The following is a 14,206-nucleotide window of genomic DNA, read 5'->3' on the forward strand; positions in this document are numbered from 1 at the left end:
AGGAGGGCGTGCTCACGCGGGCTCGCCCTCCGGCGGCGGGGCGGGCGGCGCGGAGGCCCGGGGGTCGTCGGGGCGTCCGGGCATCGGAGGGACGGCCGGCGCGGGTCCCACGGCGGGGTAGGGCGTCGCGGCGGGCGGTCCGTACGGGCCCGCCGGTCCCTCGGGCCACCCCGGCACCACGGGTGACCGGGCGTCCGGACCTCCGGCGTGGGGGAGCCCGCCGTCCGCGTGGGGCGGCTGTCCGGCGTACGGCGGCGGACCGCCCGCGGCGCCCGTGACGTCGTACGGGGGCTGTCCCGCGGAGGGCACCTGGCCGCCCGCGTACGGGGAGTGCCCGTCGTACGGGGGCCTGCCGCCGTCGTACGCGGGACGGTCGTACGGAGTCCCCGCGTACGGCGCCCGGGCCGACGGGCCGGGGTGGGGGGACTGGCCCGGATACGGCGGCTGGGGCGGTGTCTGCGGCGGTCCGGGCGGCGCACCGGCGGGCAGTGCCCCCTGCCCGTCCCGCGGCCCTGGAGGCGTCTGCTGCTGGATCAGCTCGTCGACGGCCCGCAGGGTCGAACGCGCCGACTCCGCCTTCTGGAAGTCCTCCAGCGTGTCCCCGGCCAGGACCTGGAGCTGGCCCCGGATGAGGGACAGCTGGTCCTTCTGGATGGACCCGACGACCATCTTGGTGTCCTCGGGGTGCTGGGACAGGTGCAGGGCCCAGGCGGCGACCCCTCCGTGCTGGAGGTGGTACTGGTAGAAGTTGATCTTCTCGGCGATCAGATGGTGGTCCTGCTGCTGGCGCAGCATCTCCAGCTCGTGCTGCTGGCGGGCCAGCCGCAGGCGGAACTCGTGCTCGGGGTCGAGCATGTCGGACTCGTAGCGCAGACTCCGCTGCCGCCGCCGGTGGGCGATCGCCTCGTCGTCCAGCCGCAGGCGTACGGCACAGGTCACGGCGAGCCCGATGCCCGCGGCGAAGCCGCCCGCCTCCACGGCCCGCTGGACCGCGCGCTCGGCCGCCGGGCTGTCCTCGATGGAGAACGCGCGGCTCACCGGCCGCGCGAGCTGGTGCAGCTCGCGGGTGAGCCGGGTCGGCACGTCACGCTCGCCGCTCGCCACGTAGGCGATCGGGTCCGCGACCCGCCAGGTCAGATCGGCCGTGGCGCCGAAGCAGAAGGCGTCGTCGTCGCTCGGCACCTCCAGCGCGAGCTGGACGGGGTGGCTGCCCATGTCCACCTCGTAGACGGAGGTGTAGCGGCGGGTGGCCGCGTCCGCGCGGCTGGGCCGGTGCGGCGGGGTGTAGACGTCGTACTCGCCCTTCGCGGTGACGAAGACCAGCGCGTGGTCGATCGCGTTGACCGCGCGGCGGACGGTGTAGTCGAAGCGCGCGATCGGCCGCACGGTGAGGACCGGGTCGATGAGCGCGGTGTGCCGGTTGGCGTCCTGCTGCCACTCCGGCTGACGGCGGAACTCCGCCATGGGTCAACTCCTCGATGGATCTCTGGACGTATCTGGGGTGGAGGGGATCAGGAGGCCGAGCAGCCGGTCGGCCAGGGGCGGGCGGGCGCCGTCCGGGGTGCGCAGGCCGGCCAGTTCGTGGCTCAGGCGCCTGCGGTCGTCCGCCGTGACGACCAGCGCGGGCAGCAGCAGTTCCAGGGCCTGGGCGACGTCCGCGCGGTGCTCGGCCAGCCGGACCCAGGTGTGCAGGGCGGCCAGGGCGCCACGGGTCTGCCCGCGGTCGCCGAGCGAGGTCCGCCACAGGGCGGCCAGGTCGCGGGCGGAGTCCGGCTCGTACATGCCGGTGTCGGCGTACCACTCGACGAGGGCGCCCTCCTCGGCGCTGTCGCAGGCCCGCACGAACGCGGCCAGCGCGAGGGTGCGGACCGAGGGCGTGTCGTGGTGGAGCAGGCGCACCAGCTCGGAGAGCATCTCGCCGCGCCGGGCGCCCACGGAGAGCAGCAGGGCCGTCGAGTCGACCAGGTTGTCCGACTCGGTCTTGGCGCCCCCGCCCGCACGGGCACGGGCGGCGAGCGCGCTCAGCGCCGGGGCCGCGAGGTCGGGGCGCAGCGGGGTGAGCAGGCCGAAGGCGCGGATCGCGGTCCAGCGGCGGGCCCAGTGGGTGTCGGTGCACCACTGGGTGAGCAGGCGCAGGACGACGGGGGTGTCGAGGAACTGGGCGAGCGTGAGCGTGTTCGCGGCCGTGAGCCGGGAGCCGGACGTCTTGGACACCGCCCAGCCGTCGATCAGCAGCTCCATCGCTGAGGGCAGGTCGGCGTGGGCCAGCAGCGCGGCGGCCGCGGCGGCCCGGGTCCGTACGACCGGACGCCGGTCGTGGGCCAGCTCCTTCAGCCAGGAGACCAGCGCGGGCCGCGCCGACGGATGGCCCGTCCAGACCTCGCCGAGCAGCACCCGAGGGGTGTTCTCCTTCTTGAAGCGGGCCGTGTACTGCGGCACCGCGCCCCATTTGGTGGTCTCGACCCGTACCTCGCCCTCGGCCCACGCCCGCTCCAGCCGGGTCTCCGCCGCGAGCCCGAACACCGGGATCTCCGGCGGCTGTTCGGGGTGCTGGAGCCGCTGGAAGTGCACGTAGAGCCGGTCGGCGAGTTCGGCGGCGAGCACGTAGGGCGCCTGGTCGAAGACGGCGAGCGAGATCAGGAACGCCTTGTCGCGCAGGGTGGACTCGGGGTCGCCGAGCCATTCCCGGCACTGCCGCTCGACCGCCGCGTGCCCGAAGTCGGCGAGGCGGGCCGCCGCCTGTTCGCCGCCGTCGTAGCGGGCGACCTCGGCGGCGAACCGGGCCACCTCGGCGGGGCGGTGGGCGCCGCGCGCGAGGAAGTCACGGACGGGGCCGAGGGCGAGCAGGCCGGTGACGTCCCCGGGCTCCTCGCGCAGGCCGTGGAGGTGGGCGCGCAGTACCTCGGCCGCCCCGGGGGGTTCCCAGGCGGAGGGGGCGACTCCCCGCAGGAAGGGGGAGTTCTCCAGGGTCACGACCAGGTACCCGCCGGTCTTCGCGAGCCGGTCGCGGGCCGCGTACAGATGGGTGTCGCGCAGCGGGCGGTTGCGGCTCAGCGGCAGATCGCGCAGGACGTGGCCGCCGGGCGCGGTGAGCTGGGCGCCCAGGTTCGCCGGTCCGGTCTCGGCCGACAGCGCGTGCACGGCGGGCACGCCCAGGTGGTGCAGGAGCATGAGCGCGGCGGCGTGGCGGCCGGTGGAGTGGGCGCCGGTGAGGACGAGGACGCGCTCGTCGCGCAGCCGGGCCAGGGCGGCGGCGAAGGAGGGACCCTCGACGAAGACCGCGGCGAGCTCGTCGAGCCGCCTGCGGGGGATCTCGCCGGAGACGTACGCGGCCGAGGCGGCCGTCCCGTGGTGGTGGATCTCCGTCTTGCCGCCCAGGAACACGTCACGGGCCGAGCCGCCCGCCGACACCCCGTGCTGGGACCCGGCGACCGCGCTGCCGCCGAAGGACGCGGCCTCGCCGAAGATGAATCCCGGGGTGTGCGCGACGAGTTCGCGCTGCGCGGCCCCGGCCTCCCGTGACTCCTCCTCGGGCTCGCCCGCGTCGAGGACCTCTCCGGAGTCCGGGTGCGCCCCTCCGGGCCGGGGCGCGTCCGGCGGTGGTACGTCGTCGAAGCCGCCCCGGGCGGGCGCGGGCGCCGTCACGCGGGCTCGCCCCCGCTCCTGCCCAGGTGGACGTCTCCGGTGACCTGTCCGCCCGACACCCCGTGCTGGTCCCCGGCGACGAGGCTCCCGCCGAAGCTGGGGGAGCCGCCGCCGAAGTCGAAGACGACGCCGGCGGCGGGCGCGGCCGCTCTCGGCTGCGGGGCCGGGGGCTCCGGCCGGGGTCCCGCGGGTTCGGTCCGCTGCCCGGAAGGCTCCGTCCGGGCTTCGTGGGGGGCCGCCCCCGGCGCCGGGCTCTCCCCCGAGCAGTCCGGCGCCGGGGCTCCCCCTGTTTCACCGTGGTCGTCCGCCCCGTGCGGGACCGGGCCGTGCAGCCAGGCCCGCAGGGGACCGTTCTTGCTGTCCACCGTCACCGGGTGGAAGCCGTGCGCCGGGATGCCCTGGTGGTCGTGCCGCACGATGCCCGCGTGCACGCTCTCGGAGACGCACAGGGCGAAGTCGTCCGGCCGCTCCCGCAGGGCCGTGCGCAGCAGCTGGGCGTCGAGGAGCCGGCAGGCGTGGTTGAGGTCGGAGCCGACCCAGCCGTCGTGCTCGTCGACGGCGACGTACCCGGTGGCGACGACACCGCGCAGCCGGATCTGGGCCGAGCTGGACGCGGTCCGGTTGACCGCGCGGAGCAGCTCGGGCACCTCGGTGAGCAGGGTGCGCAGCAGCGCCGTGACGGAGGCGTTGGCGTCGATCAGCTCCATCACCGAGTCGCCGCGGTCCGCGCGCAGCCGCAGCCGTTCGTCGATGCCGGCGCTCTCCAGCGCGCGGTCCGTGATGTCGTACAGCATCCGGCGCAGGTAGGCCTGCTCCACGTCGTCCCGGTCGCTGTACTTCTCGATGTCCAGCAGGAGGATCGTCCGGCTCACGGGGTCGGTCATGGTCGCCTTTCGGTGGGGGCCTCGCCTGGCATGCAGGTTGGCGTCACCGGTGGGCCGGGTGTGAGGGCGGATGTCCCACTTGAAGTGTGACCGTGTGCACAGAAGCGGTCCCGCGTCACGGGAGCCCCGGTGGTCCCGCGTCACGGGAGCCCCGGCGGTACGGGTCCTGACACCCGTGCGGGCCGTCGGGTCCCGGCACCGGTACGCGCTGCCGGTTCATCCCCGGGCGATCCGCCTCAGGACGTCCATGCGCAGGATCACCATGGTCCGGCGGCCCGTCAGCACCGCCTCCCGCTCCCGCAGTTCCTTCAGCAGGCGCTGGACCATCTCCCGGGACGCGCCCACGGAGCCCGCCAGCTCCTGTTTGCTCAGCGGGACGGAGAGCTCGACCCCCTCCTCGGTGCGGCGCCCGTTCGTGCGGGCCAGGTCCAGCAGGAGCGCGGCGAAGCGTTCGCGCACGCTCATGGAGGCGAACTCCAGCCGGCGGCGGTCGGCGGCGCGGGTGCGGTCGGAGGTGAGGCCGAGGAGGGCGAAGGAGACCGAGGGGGAGCGGGCGAGGAAGTCCCTGAACTGCTCCCGTACGAGCGCGACCGTGCGGACCGGCTCCAGGGCCGTCACCGTCGCGGAGCGCGGCCGGCCGGTGAGCGCGGCGGACTCCCCGACGATGTCACCGGGGCCGCGCAGCGCGAGCAGCGCCTCGTAGCCGTTGGCGGCGGCGGCCGTCACCTTCGTCCAGCCGTGCGTCACGATCAGCACGTGCGAGGAGGGCTCGCTCTGGTGCAGGAGCACCATGCGGGGCGTGAAGGACAGCTCGCGGCCGAGGGCCAGCAGCGCGGAGCGGTCGGCGCTCTCCAGCCGGGCCAGGAACGGCACCCGGTCGTCCAGACTCTCGTCCTCGCCCGACGGTCCAGCCGCGGATCCAGCCGCCATGAGTCCATCCCCCGTCCCCCGATCGGCCCCGTCGCCCACGCACAGTGACCGGAGTGCGGCAACGGGTCGACGTCCTCACCCAGTGTGTGCGGTACGGAGCCGATCGTGGGCTTTCATCGCGGAACCGATGACAAGCTGCGCCAAGTGTGAAGTGCCCCGAGAATGGATCGGGAGAAGTCCGGCGTGTCGGGCACCACGGCATTTGTTTTGACCGAAGTCCGTGAGGTAGGTACGCTCTTACCTTGTGCCTGGGGTGTGCCCTGGCTCTCGTGCGTGCCTTCAGACCGCAAGGGGAGCCGTAAGCGGCCACCGCAATCTGCGCCCTTTTCGCCTCACGGCGGGGGGTCGTCAGTATTCGACACACCCGACCGCGTGGGTCGGTGGCGTTCCAGGTTAGCTTCACCATTCGGCACACAGAAACCGGAGAAGTAGTGCCTACGATCCAGCAGCTGGTCCGGAAGGGCCGGCAGGACAAGGTCGAGAAGAACAAGACGCCCGCACTCGAGGGTTCGCCCCAGCGTCGCGGCGTCTGCACGCGTGTGTTCACGACCACCCCGAAGAAGCCGAACTCGGCCCTGCGTAAGGTCGCGCGTGTGCGTCTGACCAGCGGGATCGAGGTCACGGCTTACATTCCGGGTGAGGGACACAACCTGCAGGAGCACTCCATCGTGCTCGTGCGCGGCGGCCGTGTGAAGGACCTGCCTGGTGTTCGTTACAAGATCATCCGCGGTTCGCTCGACACCCAGGGTGTCAAGAACCGCAAGCAGGCCCGCAGCCGCTACGGCGCCAAGAAGGAGAAGTAGAAATGCCTCGTAAGGGCCCCGCCCCGAAGCGCCCGGTCATCATCGACCCGGTCTACGGTTCCCCTCTGGTGACCTCCCTCATCAACAAGGTGCTGCTGAACGGCAAGCGCTCCACCGCCGAGCGCATCGTCTACGGCGCCATGGAGGGTCTGCGTGAGAAGACGGGCAACGACCCGATCATCACGCTGAAGCGCGCGCTGGAGAACATCAAGCCGACCCTCGAGGTCAAGTCCCGCCGTGTCGGTGGTGCGACGTACCAGGTCCCGATCGAGGTCAAGCCCGGTCGCGCCAACACGCTCGCGCTGCGCTGGCTGGTCGGTTACTCCCGCGCCCGTCGCGAGAAGACCATGACCGAGCGTCTGCTCAACGAACTTCTCGACGCCTCCAACGGCCTTGGTGCCGCTGTGAAGAAGCGCGAGGACACCCACAAGATGGCCGAGTCCAACAAGGCCTTCGCGCACTACCGCTGGTAGTCGCTACCCACATCGAGACCGAGAGAAGACTGAAGCCTTATGGCTACCACTTCACTTGACCTGGCCAGGGTCCGCAACATCGGGATCATGGCTCACATCGACGCGGGCAAGACGACCACCACCGAGCGGATCCTCTTCTACACCGGCGTCAGCTACAAGATCGGTGAAGTCCACGACGGCGCCGCCACCATGGACTGGATGGAGCAGGAGCAGGAGCGTGGCATCACGATCACCTCTGCTGCCACCACCTGTCACTGGCCGCTTGAGGACGACGACTACACGATCAACATCATCGACACCCCGGGGCACGTCGACTTCACGGTCGAGGTGGAGCGTTCGCTCCGCGTCCTCGACGGTGCCGTCACGGTGTTCGACGGTGTCGCCGGTGTCGAGCCGCAGTCCGAGACGGTGTGGCGTCAGGCCGACCGTTACGGCGTGCCGCGCATCTGCTTCGTGAACAAGCTGGACCGCACCGGCGCCGAGTTCCACCGCTGCGTGGACATGATCAAGGACCGCCTCGGCGCCGTCCCGATCATCATGCAGCTCCCGATCGGTGCCGAGATGGACTTCAAGGGCGTTGTGGACCTGGTCCGCATGAAGGCGCTCGTGTGGTCCGCCGAGGCCGCCAAGGGCGAGATGTACGACGTCGTCGACATCCCGGCCACGCACGCCGAGGCTGCCGAGGAGTACCGCGGCAAGCTGGTCGAGACCGTCGCGGAGCACGACGACGAGATCATGGAGCTGTTCCTGGAGGGCCAGGAGCCCACCGAGGAGCAGCTGTACGCCGCGATCCGTCGCGTCACCATCGCGTCCGGCAAGTCCGACGGCGTCACGGTCACCCCGGTGTTCTGTGGCACCGCGTTCAAGAACAAGGGCGTTCAGCCCCTGCTCGACGCGGTCGTGCGCTACCTGCCGACTCCGCTTGACGTCGAGGCCATCGAGGGCCACGACGTGAAGGACCCGGAGCTGGTCGTCAAGCGCAAGCCGTCCGAGGACGAGCCGCTGTCCGCCCTCGCGTTCAAGATCATGAGCGACCCGCACCTCGGCAAGCTCACCTTCGTCCGGGTTTACTCGGGCCGCCTGGAGACCGGCACTGCCGTGCTGAACTCCGTCAAGGGCAAGAAGGAGCGCATCGGCAAGATCTACCGCATGCACGCGAACAAGCGTGAGGAGATCGAGGCGGTGGGCGCCGGCGACATCGTCGCCGTGATGGGTCTGAAGCAGACCACGACCGGTGAGACGCTCTGCGATGACAAGAACCCGGTGATCCTGGAGTCCATGGACTTCCCGGCGCCGGTCATCCAGGTCGCCATCGAGCCCAAGTCCAAGGGTGACCAGGAGAAGCTGGGTGTCGCCATCCAGCGTCTCGCGGAGGAGGACCCCTCCTTCCACGTTCACTCGGACGAGGAGACCGGCCAGACCATCCTCGGCGGTATGGGCGAGCTGCACCTCGAGGTGCTGGTCGACCGTATGAAGCGTGAGTTCAGGGTCGAGGCCAACGTCGGTAAGCCGCAGGTCGCCTACCGTGAGACGATCCGCAAGACCGTCGAGCGTCACGACTTCACCCACAAGAAGCAGACCGGTGGTACCGGTCAGTTCGCCAAGGTGCAGATCGCGATCGAGCCCATCACCGAGACCGACGGTCCGGCGTACGAGTTCGTGAACAAGGTGACCGGTGGCCGTATCCCGCGGGAGTACATCCCGTCGGTGGACGCCGGTGCGCAGGAGGCCATGCAGTTCGGCATCCTGGCCGGCTACGAGATGACGGGCGTCCGCGTCATTCTTCTCGACGGTGGCTACCACGAGGTCGACTCCTCCGAGCTCGCGTTCAAGATCGCCGGTTCGCAGGCGTTCAAGGAGGCCGCGCGCAAGGCGTCCCCCGTGCTCCTCGAGCCGATGATGGCCGTCGAGGTCACCACGCCCGAGGAGTCGATGGGCGATGTCATCGGCGACCTCAACTCCCGCCGTGGCCAGATCCAGGCCATGGAGGAGCGCAGCGGCGCTCGCGTCGTGAAGGGCCTCGTGCCCCTCTCGGAGATGTTCGGCTATGTCGGAGACCTCCGCAGCAAGACGTCGGGTCGCGCCAGCTACTCGATGCAGTTCGACTCCTACGCCGAGGTTCCCCGGAACGTCGCCGAGGAGATCATCGCGAAGGCCAAGGGCGAGTAACACACCCCGTTTACACGCTTTAGGCTTGACACCGACCGCCGGGGCTCACCCGGAAGGGAAAACCCCGGCGGGCGGCATCCCAGCAAAGATCACCTGGCGCCGATGAGTAAGGCGTACCAGAACCACTCCGCAGGAGGACCCCAGTGGCGAAGGCAAAGTTCGAGCGGACTAAGCCGCACGTCAACATCGGCACCATCGGTCACATCGACCACGGTAAGACGACCCTCACGGCCGCCATTACCAAGGTGCTGCACGACGCGTACCCGGACCTGAACGAGGCCTCGGCCTTCGACCAGATCGACAAGGCTCCCGAGGAGCGCCAGCGCGGTATCACGATCTCGATCGCGCACGTCGAGTACCAGACGGAGGGCCGCCACTACGCCCACGTCGACTGCCCCGGTCACGCGGACTACATCAAGAACATGATCACGGGTGCGGCGCAGATGGACGGCGCCATCCTCGTCGTCGCCGCGACCGACGGCCCGATGCCGCAGACCAAGGAGCACGTGCTCCTGGCCCGCCAGGTCGGCGTTCCGTACATCGTCGTCGCCCTGAACAAGGCCGACATGGTGGACGACGAGGAGATCCTGGAGCTCGTCGAGCTCGAGGTCCGTGAGCTCCTCTCCGAGTACGAGTTCCCGGGCGACGACCTTCCGGTCGTCAAGGTCTCGGCGCTCAAGGCGCTCGAGGGCGACAAGGAGTGGGGCCAGACCGTTCTGGACCTCATGGCCGCCGTCGACGAGGCCATCCCGACCCCGCCGCGTGACACCGAGAAGCCCTTCCTCATGCCCGTCGAGGACGTCTTCACGATCACCGGTCGCGGTACGGTCGTCACCGGCCGTATCGAGCGTGGTGTCCTGAAGGTCAACGAGACCGTTGACATCATCGGCATCAAGCAGGACAAGACCACGACCACGGTCACCGGCATCGAGATGTTCCGCAAGCTGCTCGACGAGGGCCAGGCCGGTGAGAACGTCGGTCTGCTCCTCCGTGGCATCAAGCGCGAGGACGTCGAGCGCGGCCAGGTCATCATCAAGCCGGGTTCGGTCACGCCGCACACCGAGTTCGAGGCGCAGGCGTACATCCTGTCCAAGGACGAGGGTGGCCGCCACACGCCGTTCTTCAACAACTACCGTCCGCAGTTCTACTTCCGTACGACTGACGTGACGGGTGTTGTGACCCTCCCCGAGGGCACGGAGATGGTCATGCCGGGCGACAACACTGAGATGACCGTTGCGCTCATCCAGCCCGTCGCCATGGAAGAGGGCCTGAAGTTCGCCATCCGTGAGGGTGGCCGGACCGTGGGCGCCGGCCAGGTCACCAAGATCACGAAGTAAGTGATCTGACCTGGTAGCTCTTTCACGAGCACCTTGAGAGGGCCCGTACGACTTCGGTCGTACGGGCCCTTTCGCATGCCCGGTCCGCTGCCCGGGTCCGCCTCGCGCCCGGTGACCGAATTCGTATACGAATCTCGAACCCCGTTGCTGTACGGGACTGGTTCCCCCAGGTGAAACGAATCTTGGCGTGTATCGAAAGAATCACGTAACGCGTCCGTAATTCAGAGGGAAGACTGTAGGGACGGTCTCCTGCCCGTGGGTAGGGGGCCGATTGCTCTGCGCACCGACGTCGCCGGAGCCGACCGGTCGAACCGAGCCGGGTCGGCCGTTCCGGCGGCCCCGTCTGAAGGGACCCCCAGGTGACCCGCCCCGACACGAAGAGCCGTATCGCCTCCTTGCTCGCCGACATCGAGCGGCGCAATCCGGCGCAGCCCGAGTTCCTCCAGGCCGCGCACGAGGTGCTCGAAACCCTGGAGCCGGTGCTCTCGCGGCGCCCGGAGTACGCGGACGCGGCCCTCGTCGAGCGGCTGGTGGAGCCCGAACGGCAGATCATCTTCCGTGTGCCGTGGCAGGACGACCACGGCAAGGTCCAGGTCAACCGGGGCTACCGCGTGGAGTTCAACAGCGCGCTCGGCCCGTACAAGGGAGGTCTGCGCTTCCACCCGTCGGTGAACCTCGGCATCGTGAAGTTCCTCGGCTTCGAGCAGATCTTCAAGAACGCCCTGACCGGTCTCGGCATCGGCGGCGGCAAGGGCGGCAGCGACTTCGACCCGCGCGGCAGGTCGGACGCCGAGGTCATGCGGTTCTGCCAGTCGTTCATGACGGAGCTGTACCGGCACATCGGTGAGCACACGGACGTGCCGGCGGGCGACATCGGCGTGGGCGGCCGGGAGATCGGTTACCTCTTCGGCCAGTACCGCCGCATCACCAACCGCTGGGAGGCCGGCGTCCTCACCGGCAAGGGCACGCACTGGGGCGGCTCGCTGATCCGGCCCGAGGCGACCGGCTACGGCAACGTCCTGTTCGCCGCCGCCATGCTGCGCGAGCGCGGTGAGGACCTGGAGGGCCAGACCGCGGTCGTCTCCGGCTCCGGCAACGTCGCCACGTACACCATCGAGAAGCTCGCCGCCCTCGGCGCCAACGCCGTGACCTGCTCCGACTCGACGGGCTACGTCGTCGACGACAAGGGCATCGACGTCGAGCTGCTCAAGCAGGTCAAGGAGGTCGAGCGCGGACGGGTCTCCGACTACGCGGCGCGGCGCGGGGCGTCGGCGCGGTTCGTCGCGGGCGGCAGTGTCTGGGACGTGCCGGGGGATGTGGCGCTGCCCTCGGCGACCCAGAACGAACTGGACGCGACCGCGGCGGCCACCCTCGTCGGCAACGGCGTCAAGGCGGTCTCCGAGGGCGCCAACATGCCCACCACCCCCGAGGCGGTCCAGCTCTTCCAGAAGGCGGGCGTCGCCTTCGGCCCCGGCAAGGCGGCCAACGCGGGCGGTGTCGCGGTCAGCGCGCTGGAGATGAGCCAGAACCACGCCCGCACCTCGTGGTCGCGCGAGCGGGTCGAGGACGAGCTGACCGGCATCATGAACGCCATCCACGCCCTCTGCCACGAGACCGCCGAGCGCTACGGCGGCCCGGGCGACTACGTCAGCGGCGCGAACATCGCGGGCTTCGAGCGGGTCGCGGGGGCGATGCTGGAGCAGGGCGTGATCTGACCGGGTTCCGGCGTGCGCCCCGGCTCCGGTCCGGCCCCGGTCCGGTGGGTGGGTCGGGGCCGCGCCGGTACATCCGCCCGCATCCGAACGGATCCCAGCGGGGTCACACGGTGCGGGTGGGTGCCGATCCGTCCGGCCTGCGGGCATGTGATGTACCGGCACGTCCCCTCCTGCCGGATCCCGGCCGCGAGGAGGTCGGTGGGGGCCCCGACGTCGGGATCCGGTTTCCGGAGCCTCAGTTCGGCCCAGACGGTCTTGCGTGGGGGCGGTCCCGGCGTCGCGCCCCAGCGGTCCGCGTACGCGTCCACGAGGAGCAGGCCGCGGCCGGAGTCCATGTCGGCCTCGCCCGAGCGGAGTTGGGGGAGCCGGTCACCCATGGTGTCGGTCACCTCGATGCGGAGGGTGTCGCCGACGACGTACAGCGTGAGACGGAAGTCCCGTCCCGGTACGCGGCCGTGCGTCGCCGCGTTGGCCGCGAGCTCGGCGACGATCTGGTCCGCCGGGGTCAACGGCAGCTCCCAGGAACGGAGTTGTTCGGTGGCGAGCAGCCTCCCCAAGCGGGCGCCACGTGATGTGGGGGACAGCAGCACGCTGAAGTTGCGGACGGGGTCGACGCGTTGGGCCCCGGGCCCGGAGGTTTCCTGATTCACGTCACTCAGCGTGGCCGACTCCGCCTACGGTGAGCAGCGATGACGCCGGTGCGTACAGGCTTTGTCCGGTCGTTGTCCCGATCTGTCCCGGCTGTCCCGGGTGTCGTACGGGAACGGTGCGCGTTGGAGGTGGGTGGGTGTGAGCGGTGGGAGTGCGGACGAGCCGGGGTGGGACGTGAGCCCCGAGGACGAGATCGCCCCGGTGGTCGAGGCGGCCGGCCGCCAGGTCAGGCTCTGGCGGGAGGCGGCCGGGATGCGGGTGGTCGAGTTCGGGCGGGCGATCGGCTACGGGGAGGACCTGGTCCGGAAGGTCGAGCGCGGGGCGCGGATCCCGCGGGCCGACTTCCTGGACCGCGCGGACGACGTCCTGAACGCCGGCGGGCACCTCCGGGCCTTCAAGGACGACATGGAGAAGGCCCGGTACCCGAAGAAGGTCCGCGAACTGAAGATGCTGGAGGAGCGGGCCGTCGAGCTGCTGCTGTACAGCAACCACAACATCCATGGGTTGTTGCAGACGCCCGAATACGCGCAGGCGCTGTTCGAGACCCGCCAGCCCGCCTATCCGCAGGAAGTGGTGGAGCGTGAGACCGCCGCGCGCATGAGCCGGAGGGTGATCTACGAAAGGTCGCCTGCCCCAGCGCTCAGCTTCATCCAGGAAGAGGTGACTCTGCGGCGCCCGATCGGGGGCAGGATGAAGCTGCGTCGCCAGCTCGAACACCTACTGCACGTCGGCCAGTTGCGGAACGTGTCGTTTCAGGTGATGCCGACCGACCGAGAGGACCACGCCGGGATGCAGGGGCTCATCGAGGTGCTGAAGTTCGATGACGGTACGGCGGTCGGGCGATCAGACGGCGCTTTCAGCGGTCGCCCTGTCTCGGACCCCAGGGACTTGCGGATCCTGGAGCTGCGCTATGGCATCATCCGGGCCCGAGCCCTCACCCCGAGGGAGTCGTTGACCTTCATCGAGCAACTGCTGGGAGAGACATGATCCATGTGACCTCCCCCGAGGACCCCTCGGGGCTGATCTGGTTCAAGAGCAGCTACAGCAGCAGCAGCGAGGCCGGCGACTGCGTCGAAATAGCCCCCACCCCCACCGCGATCCACGTCCGCGACTCCAAGAACCCGGGCGGCGGCCGCCTGGCCATGGCTCCCGCGGCCTGGACGGCGTTCGTGGCGGCGCTGTAGAGGCGGTACCGGGCGGGACATTCCGGGTGGGTCTCACGTTCCGGCCGAGCCGGGTTTGATCTGCGTCACCTTAGGGGTACGATCCCTGGCTCGATTGGCCAGGCGGGTGTCCTGTATGGCAGACTAACGGGGTTGCTCGGTCGAGTGCCGATGCTGCGCGCCTCTCGTCGGGAGGACTGGAAGCGAGTCCCACAGTACTCGTCGCCCAATCTGTCGTCAGGCAGCACTGGGGCGGACGTACGGGAATCTTCCGGGAAGTGTCAGCGGGGTGCAGGCCAGGCGCCCGGTGGGTGTTCTCACCCCCGGTCCTGCGGTTGCTTTCGGGCGGAGCCGTGTCCCTGGTTGGGAAATCCGTAATGGATATCTCTGTCGCCAGGAGCGCGACACACCCGACCGCGTGGGTCGGAGACGGAAC

At 70.1% G+C, this 14,206-nt stretch carries 11 protein-coding genes and 1 pseudogene; 7 read left to right on the forward strand and 5 right to left on the reverse strand.

Features of this window, described 5'->3' with window-relative positions:
• Window positions 1–12 precede the first annotated feature (12 nt).
• From WJM95_RS19130 to WJM95_RS19145, 4 genes are all read right to left on the reverse strand, one after another.
• The gene (locus tag WJM95_RS19130; RefSeq protein WP_339130930.1) at window positions 13–1,464 is read right to left on the reverse strand and encodes a PE-PGRS family protein; all 1,452 of its coding nucleotides are present in this window, start codon (window positions 1,462–1,464) and stop codon (window positions 13–15) included.
• A 3-nt stretch (window positions 1,465–1,467) separates the two neighbouring features.
• The gene (locus tag WJM95_RS19135) at window positions 1,468–3,645 is read right to left on the reverse strand and encodes a hypothetical protein (protein ID WP_339130931.1); all 2,178 of its coding nucleotides are present in this window, start codon (window positions 3,643–3,645) and stop codon (window positions 1,468–1,470) included.
• Complete coding sequence (locus WJM95_RS19140) at window positions 3,642–4,529, reverse strand: hypothetical protein (protein WP_339130932.1); 888 nt, start codon at window positions 4,527–4,529, stop codon at window positions 3,642–3,644. The genes WJM95_RS19135 and WJM95_RS19140 overlap by 4 nt, the downstream gene beginning before the upstream one ends.
• Window positions 4,530–4,745: 216 nt before the next feature.
• Window positions 4,746–5,459: a Crp/Fnr family transcriptional regulator gene (locus WJM95_RS19145; protein ID WP_339130933.1), complete on the reverse strand. Its 714-nt coding sequence runs from the start codon at window positions 5,457–5,459 to the stop codon at window positions 4,746–4,748.
• 431 nt (window positions 5,460–5,890) lie between these two features.
• Between WJM95_RS19145 and rpsL the strand changes: the two genes are divergently transcribed.
• From rpsL to gdhA, 5 genes are all read left to right on the forward strand, one after another.
• A complete protein-coding gene (gene rpsL, locus WJM95_RS19150; protein ID WP_003948652.1) occupies window positions 5,891–6,262 on the forward strand; it encodes a 30S ribosomal protein S12 in 372 nt (123 codons plus the stop codon).
• A 2-nt stretch (window positions 6,263–6,264) separates the two neighbouring features.
• Entirely contained in the window at window positions 6,265–6,735 is a 471-nt protein-coding gene (gene rpsG / locus WJM95_RS19155; protein ID WP_003992340.1) for a 30S ribosomal protein S7, read from the forward strand.
• Between the two features lie 39 nt (window positions 6,736–6,774).
• Window positions 6,775–8,904 (forward strand): elongation factor G, encoded by a 2,130-nt coding sequence (fusA, locus tag WJM95_RS19160; protein ID WP_339130934.1) that lies wholly within the window; start codon window positions 6,775–6,777, stop codon window positions 8,902–8,904.
• A 143-nt stretch (window positions 8,905–9,047) separates the two neighbouring features.
• Entirely contained in the window at window positions 9,048–10,241 is a 1,194-nt protein-coding gene (tuf, locus tag WJM95_RS19165) for an elongation factor Tu (protein WP_339130935.1), read from the forward strand.
• A gap of 359 nt (window positions 10,242–10,600) precedes the next feature.
• Window positions 10,601–11,956: an NADP-specific glutamate dehydrogenase gene (gene gdhA, locus WJM95_RS19170; protein ID WP_339130936.1), complete on the forward strand. Its 1,356-nt coding sequence runs from the start codon at window positions 10,601–10,603 to the stop codon at window positions 11,954–11,956.
• A gap of 230 nt (window positions 11,957–12,186) precedes the next feature.
• On the opposite strand, the pseudogene WJM95_RS19175 reads toward gdhA, so the two are convergent.
• Window positions 12,187–12,606: pseudogene (locus WJM95_RS19175) on the reverse strand (ATP-binding protein); the annotation flags it as partial.
• A 175-nt stretch (window positions 12,607–12,781) separates the two neighbouring features.
• Between WJM95_RS19175 and WJM95_RS19180 the strand changes: the two are divergent.
• A complete protein-coding gene (locus WJM95_RS19180; protein ID WP_339130937.1) occupies window positions 12,782–13,594 on the forward strand; it encodes a helix-turn-helix transcriptional regulator in 813 nt (270 codons plus the stop codon).
• The gene (locus WJM95_RS19185; protein ID WP_339130938.1) at window positions 13,591–13,791 is read left to right on the forward strand and encodes a DUF397 domain-containing protein; all 201 of its coding nucleotides are present in this window, start codon (window positions 13,591–13,593) and stop codon (window positions 13,789–13,791) included. The genes WJM95_RS19180 and WJM95_RS19185 overlap by 4 nt, the downstream gene beginning before the upstream one ends.
• Window positions 13,792–14,206 lie beyond the last annotated feature (415 nt).

Source organism: Streptomyces sp. f51 (assembly GCF_037940415.1).
Taxonomy (GTDB): domain Bacteria; phylum Actinomycetota; class Actinomycetes; order Streptomycetales; family Streptomycetaceae; genus Streptomyces.

Bases quoted from the DNA above. Each gene is read 5' to 3' on its own strand.
- WJM95_RS19130 (WP_339130930.1), bottom strand. From the start codon at position 1,464: ATGGCGGAGTTCCGCCGTCAGCCGGAGTGGCAGCAGGACGCCAACCGG.
- WJM95_RS19140 (WP_339130932.1), bottom strand. From the start codon at position 4,529: ATGACCGACCCCGTGAGCCGGACGATCCTCCTGCTGGACATCGAGAAG.
- WJM95_RS19145 (WP_339130933.1), bottom strand. From the start codon at position 5,459: ATGGCGGCTGGATCCGCGGCTGGACCGTCGGGCGAGGACGAGAGTCTG.
- rpsG (WP_003992340.1), top strand. From the start codon at position 6,265: ATGCCTCGTAAGGGCCCCGCCCCGAAGCGCCCGGTCATCATCGACCCG.
- fusA (WP_339130934.1), top strand. From the start codon at position 6,775: ATGGCTACCACTTCACTTGACCTGGCCAGGGTCCGCAACATCGGGATC.
- WJM95_RS19185 (WP_339130938.1), top strand. From the start codon at position 13,591: ATGATCCATGTGACCTCCCCCGAGGACCCCTCGGGGCTGATCTGGTTC.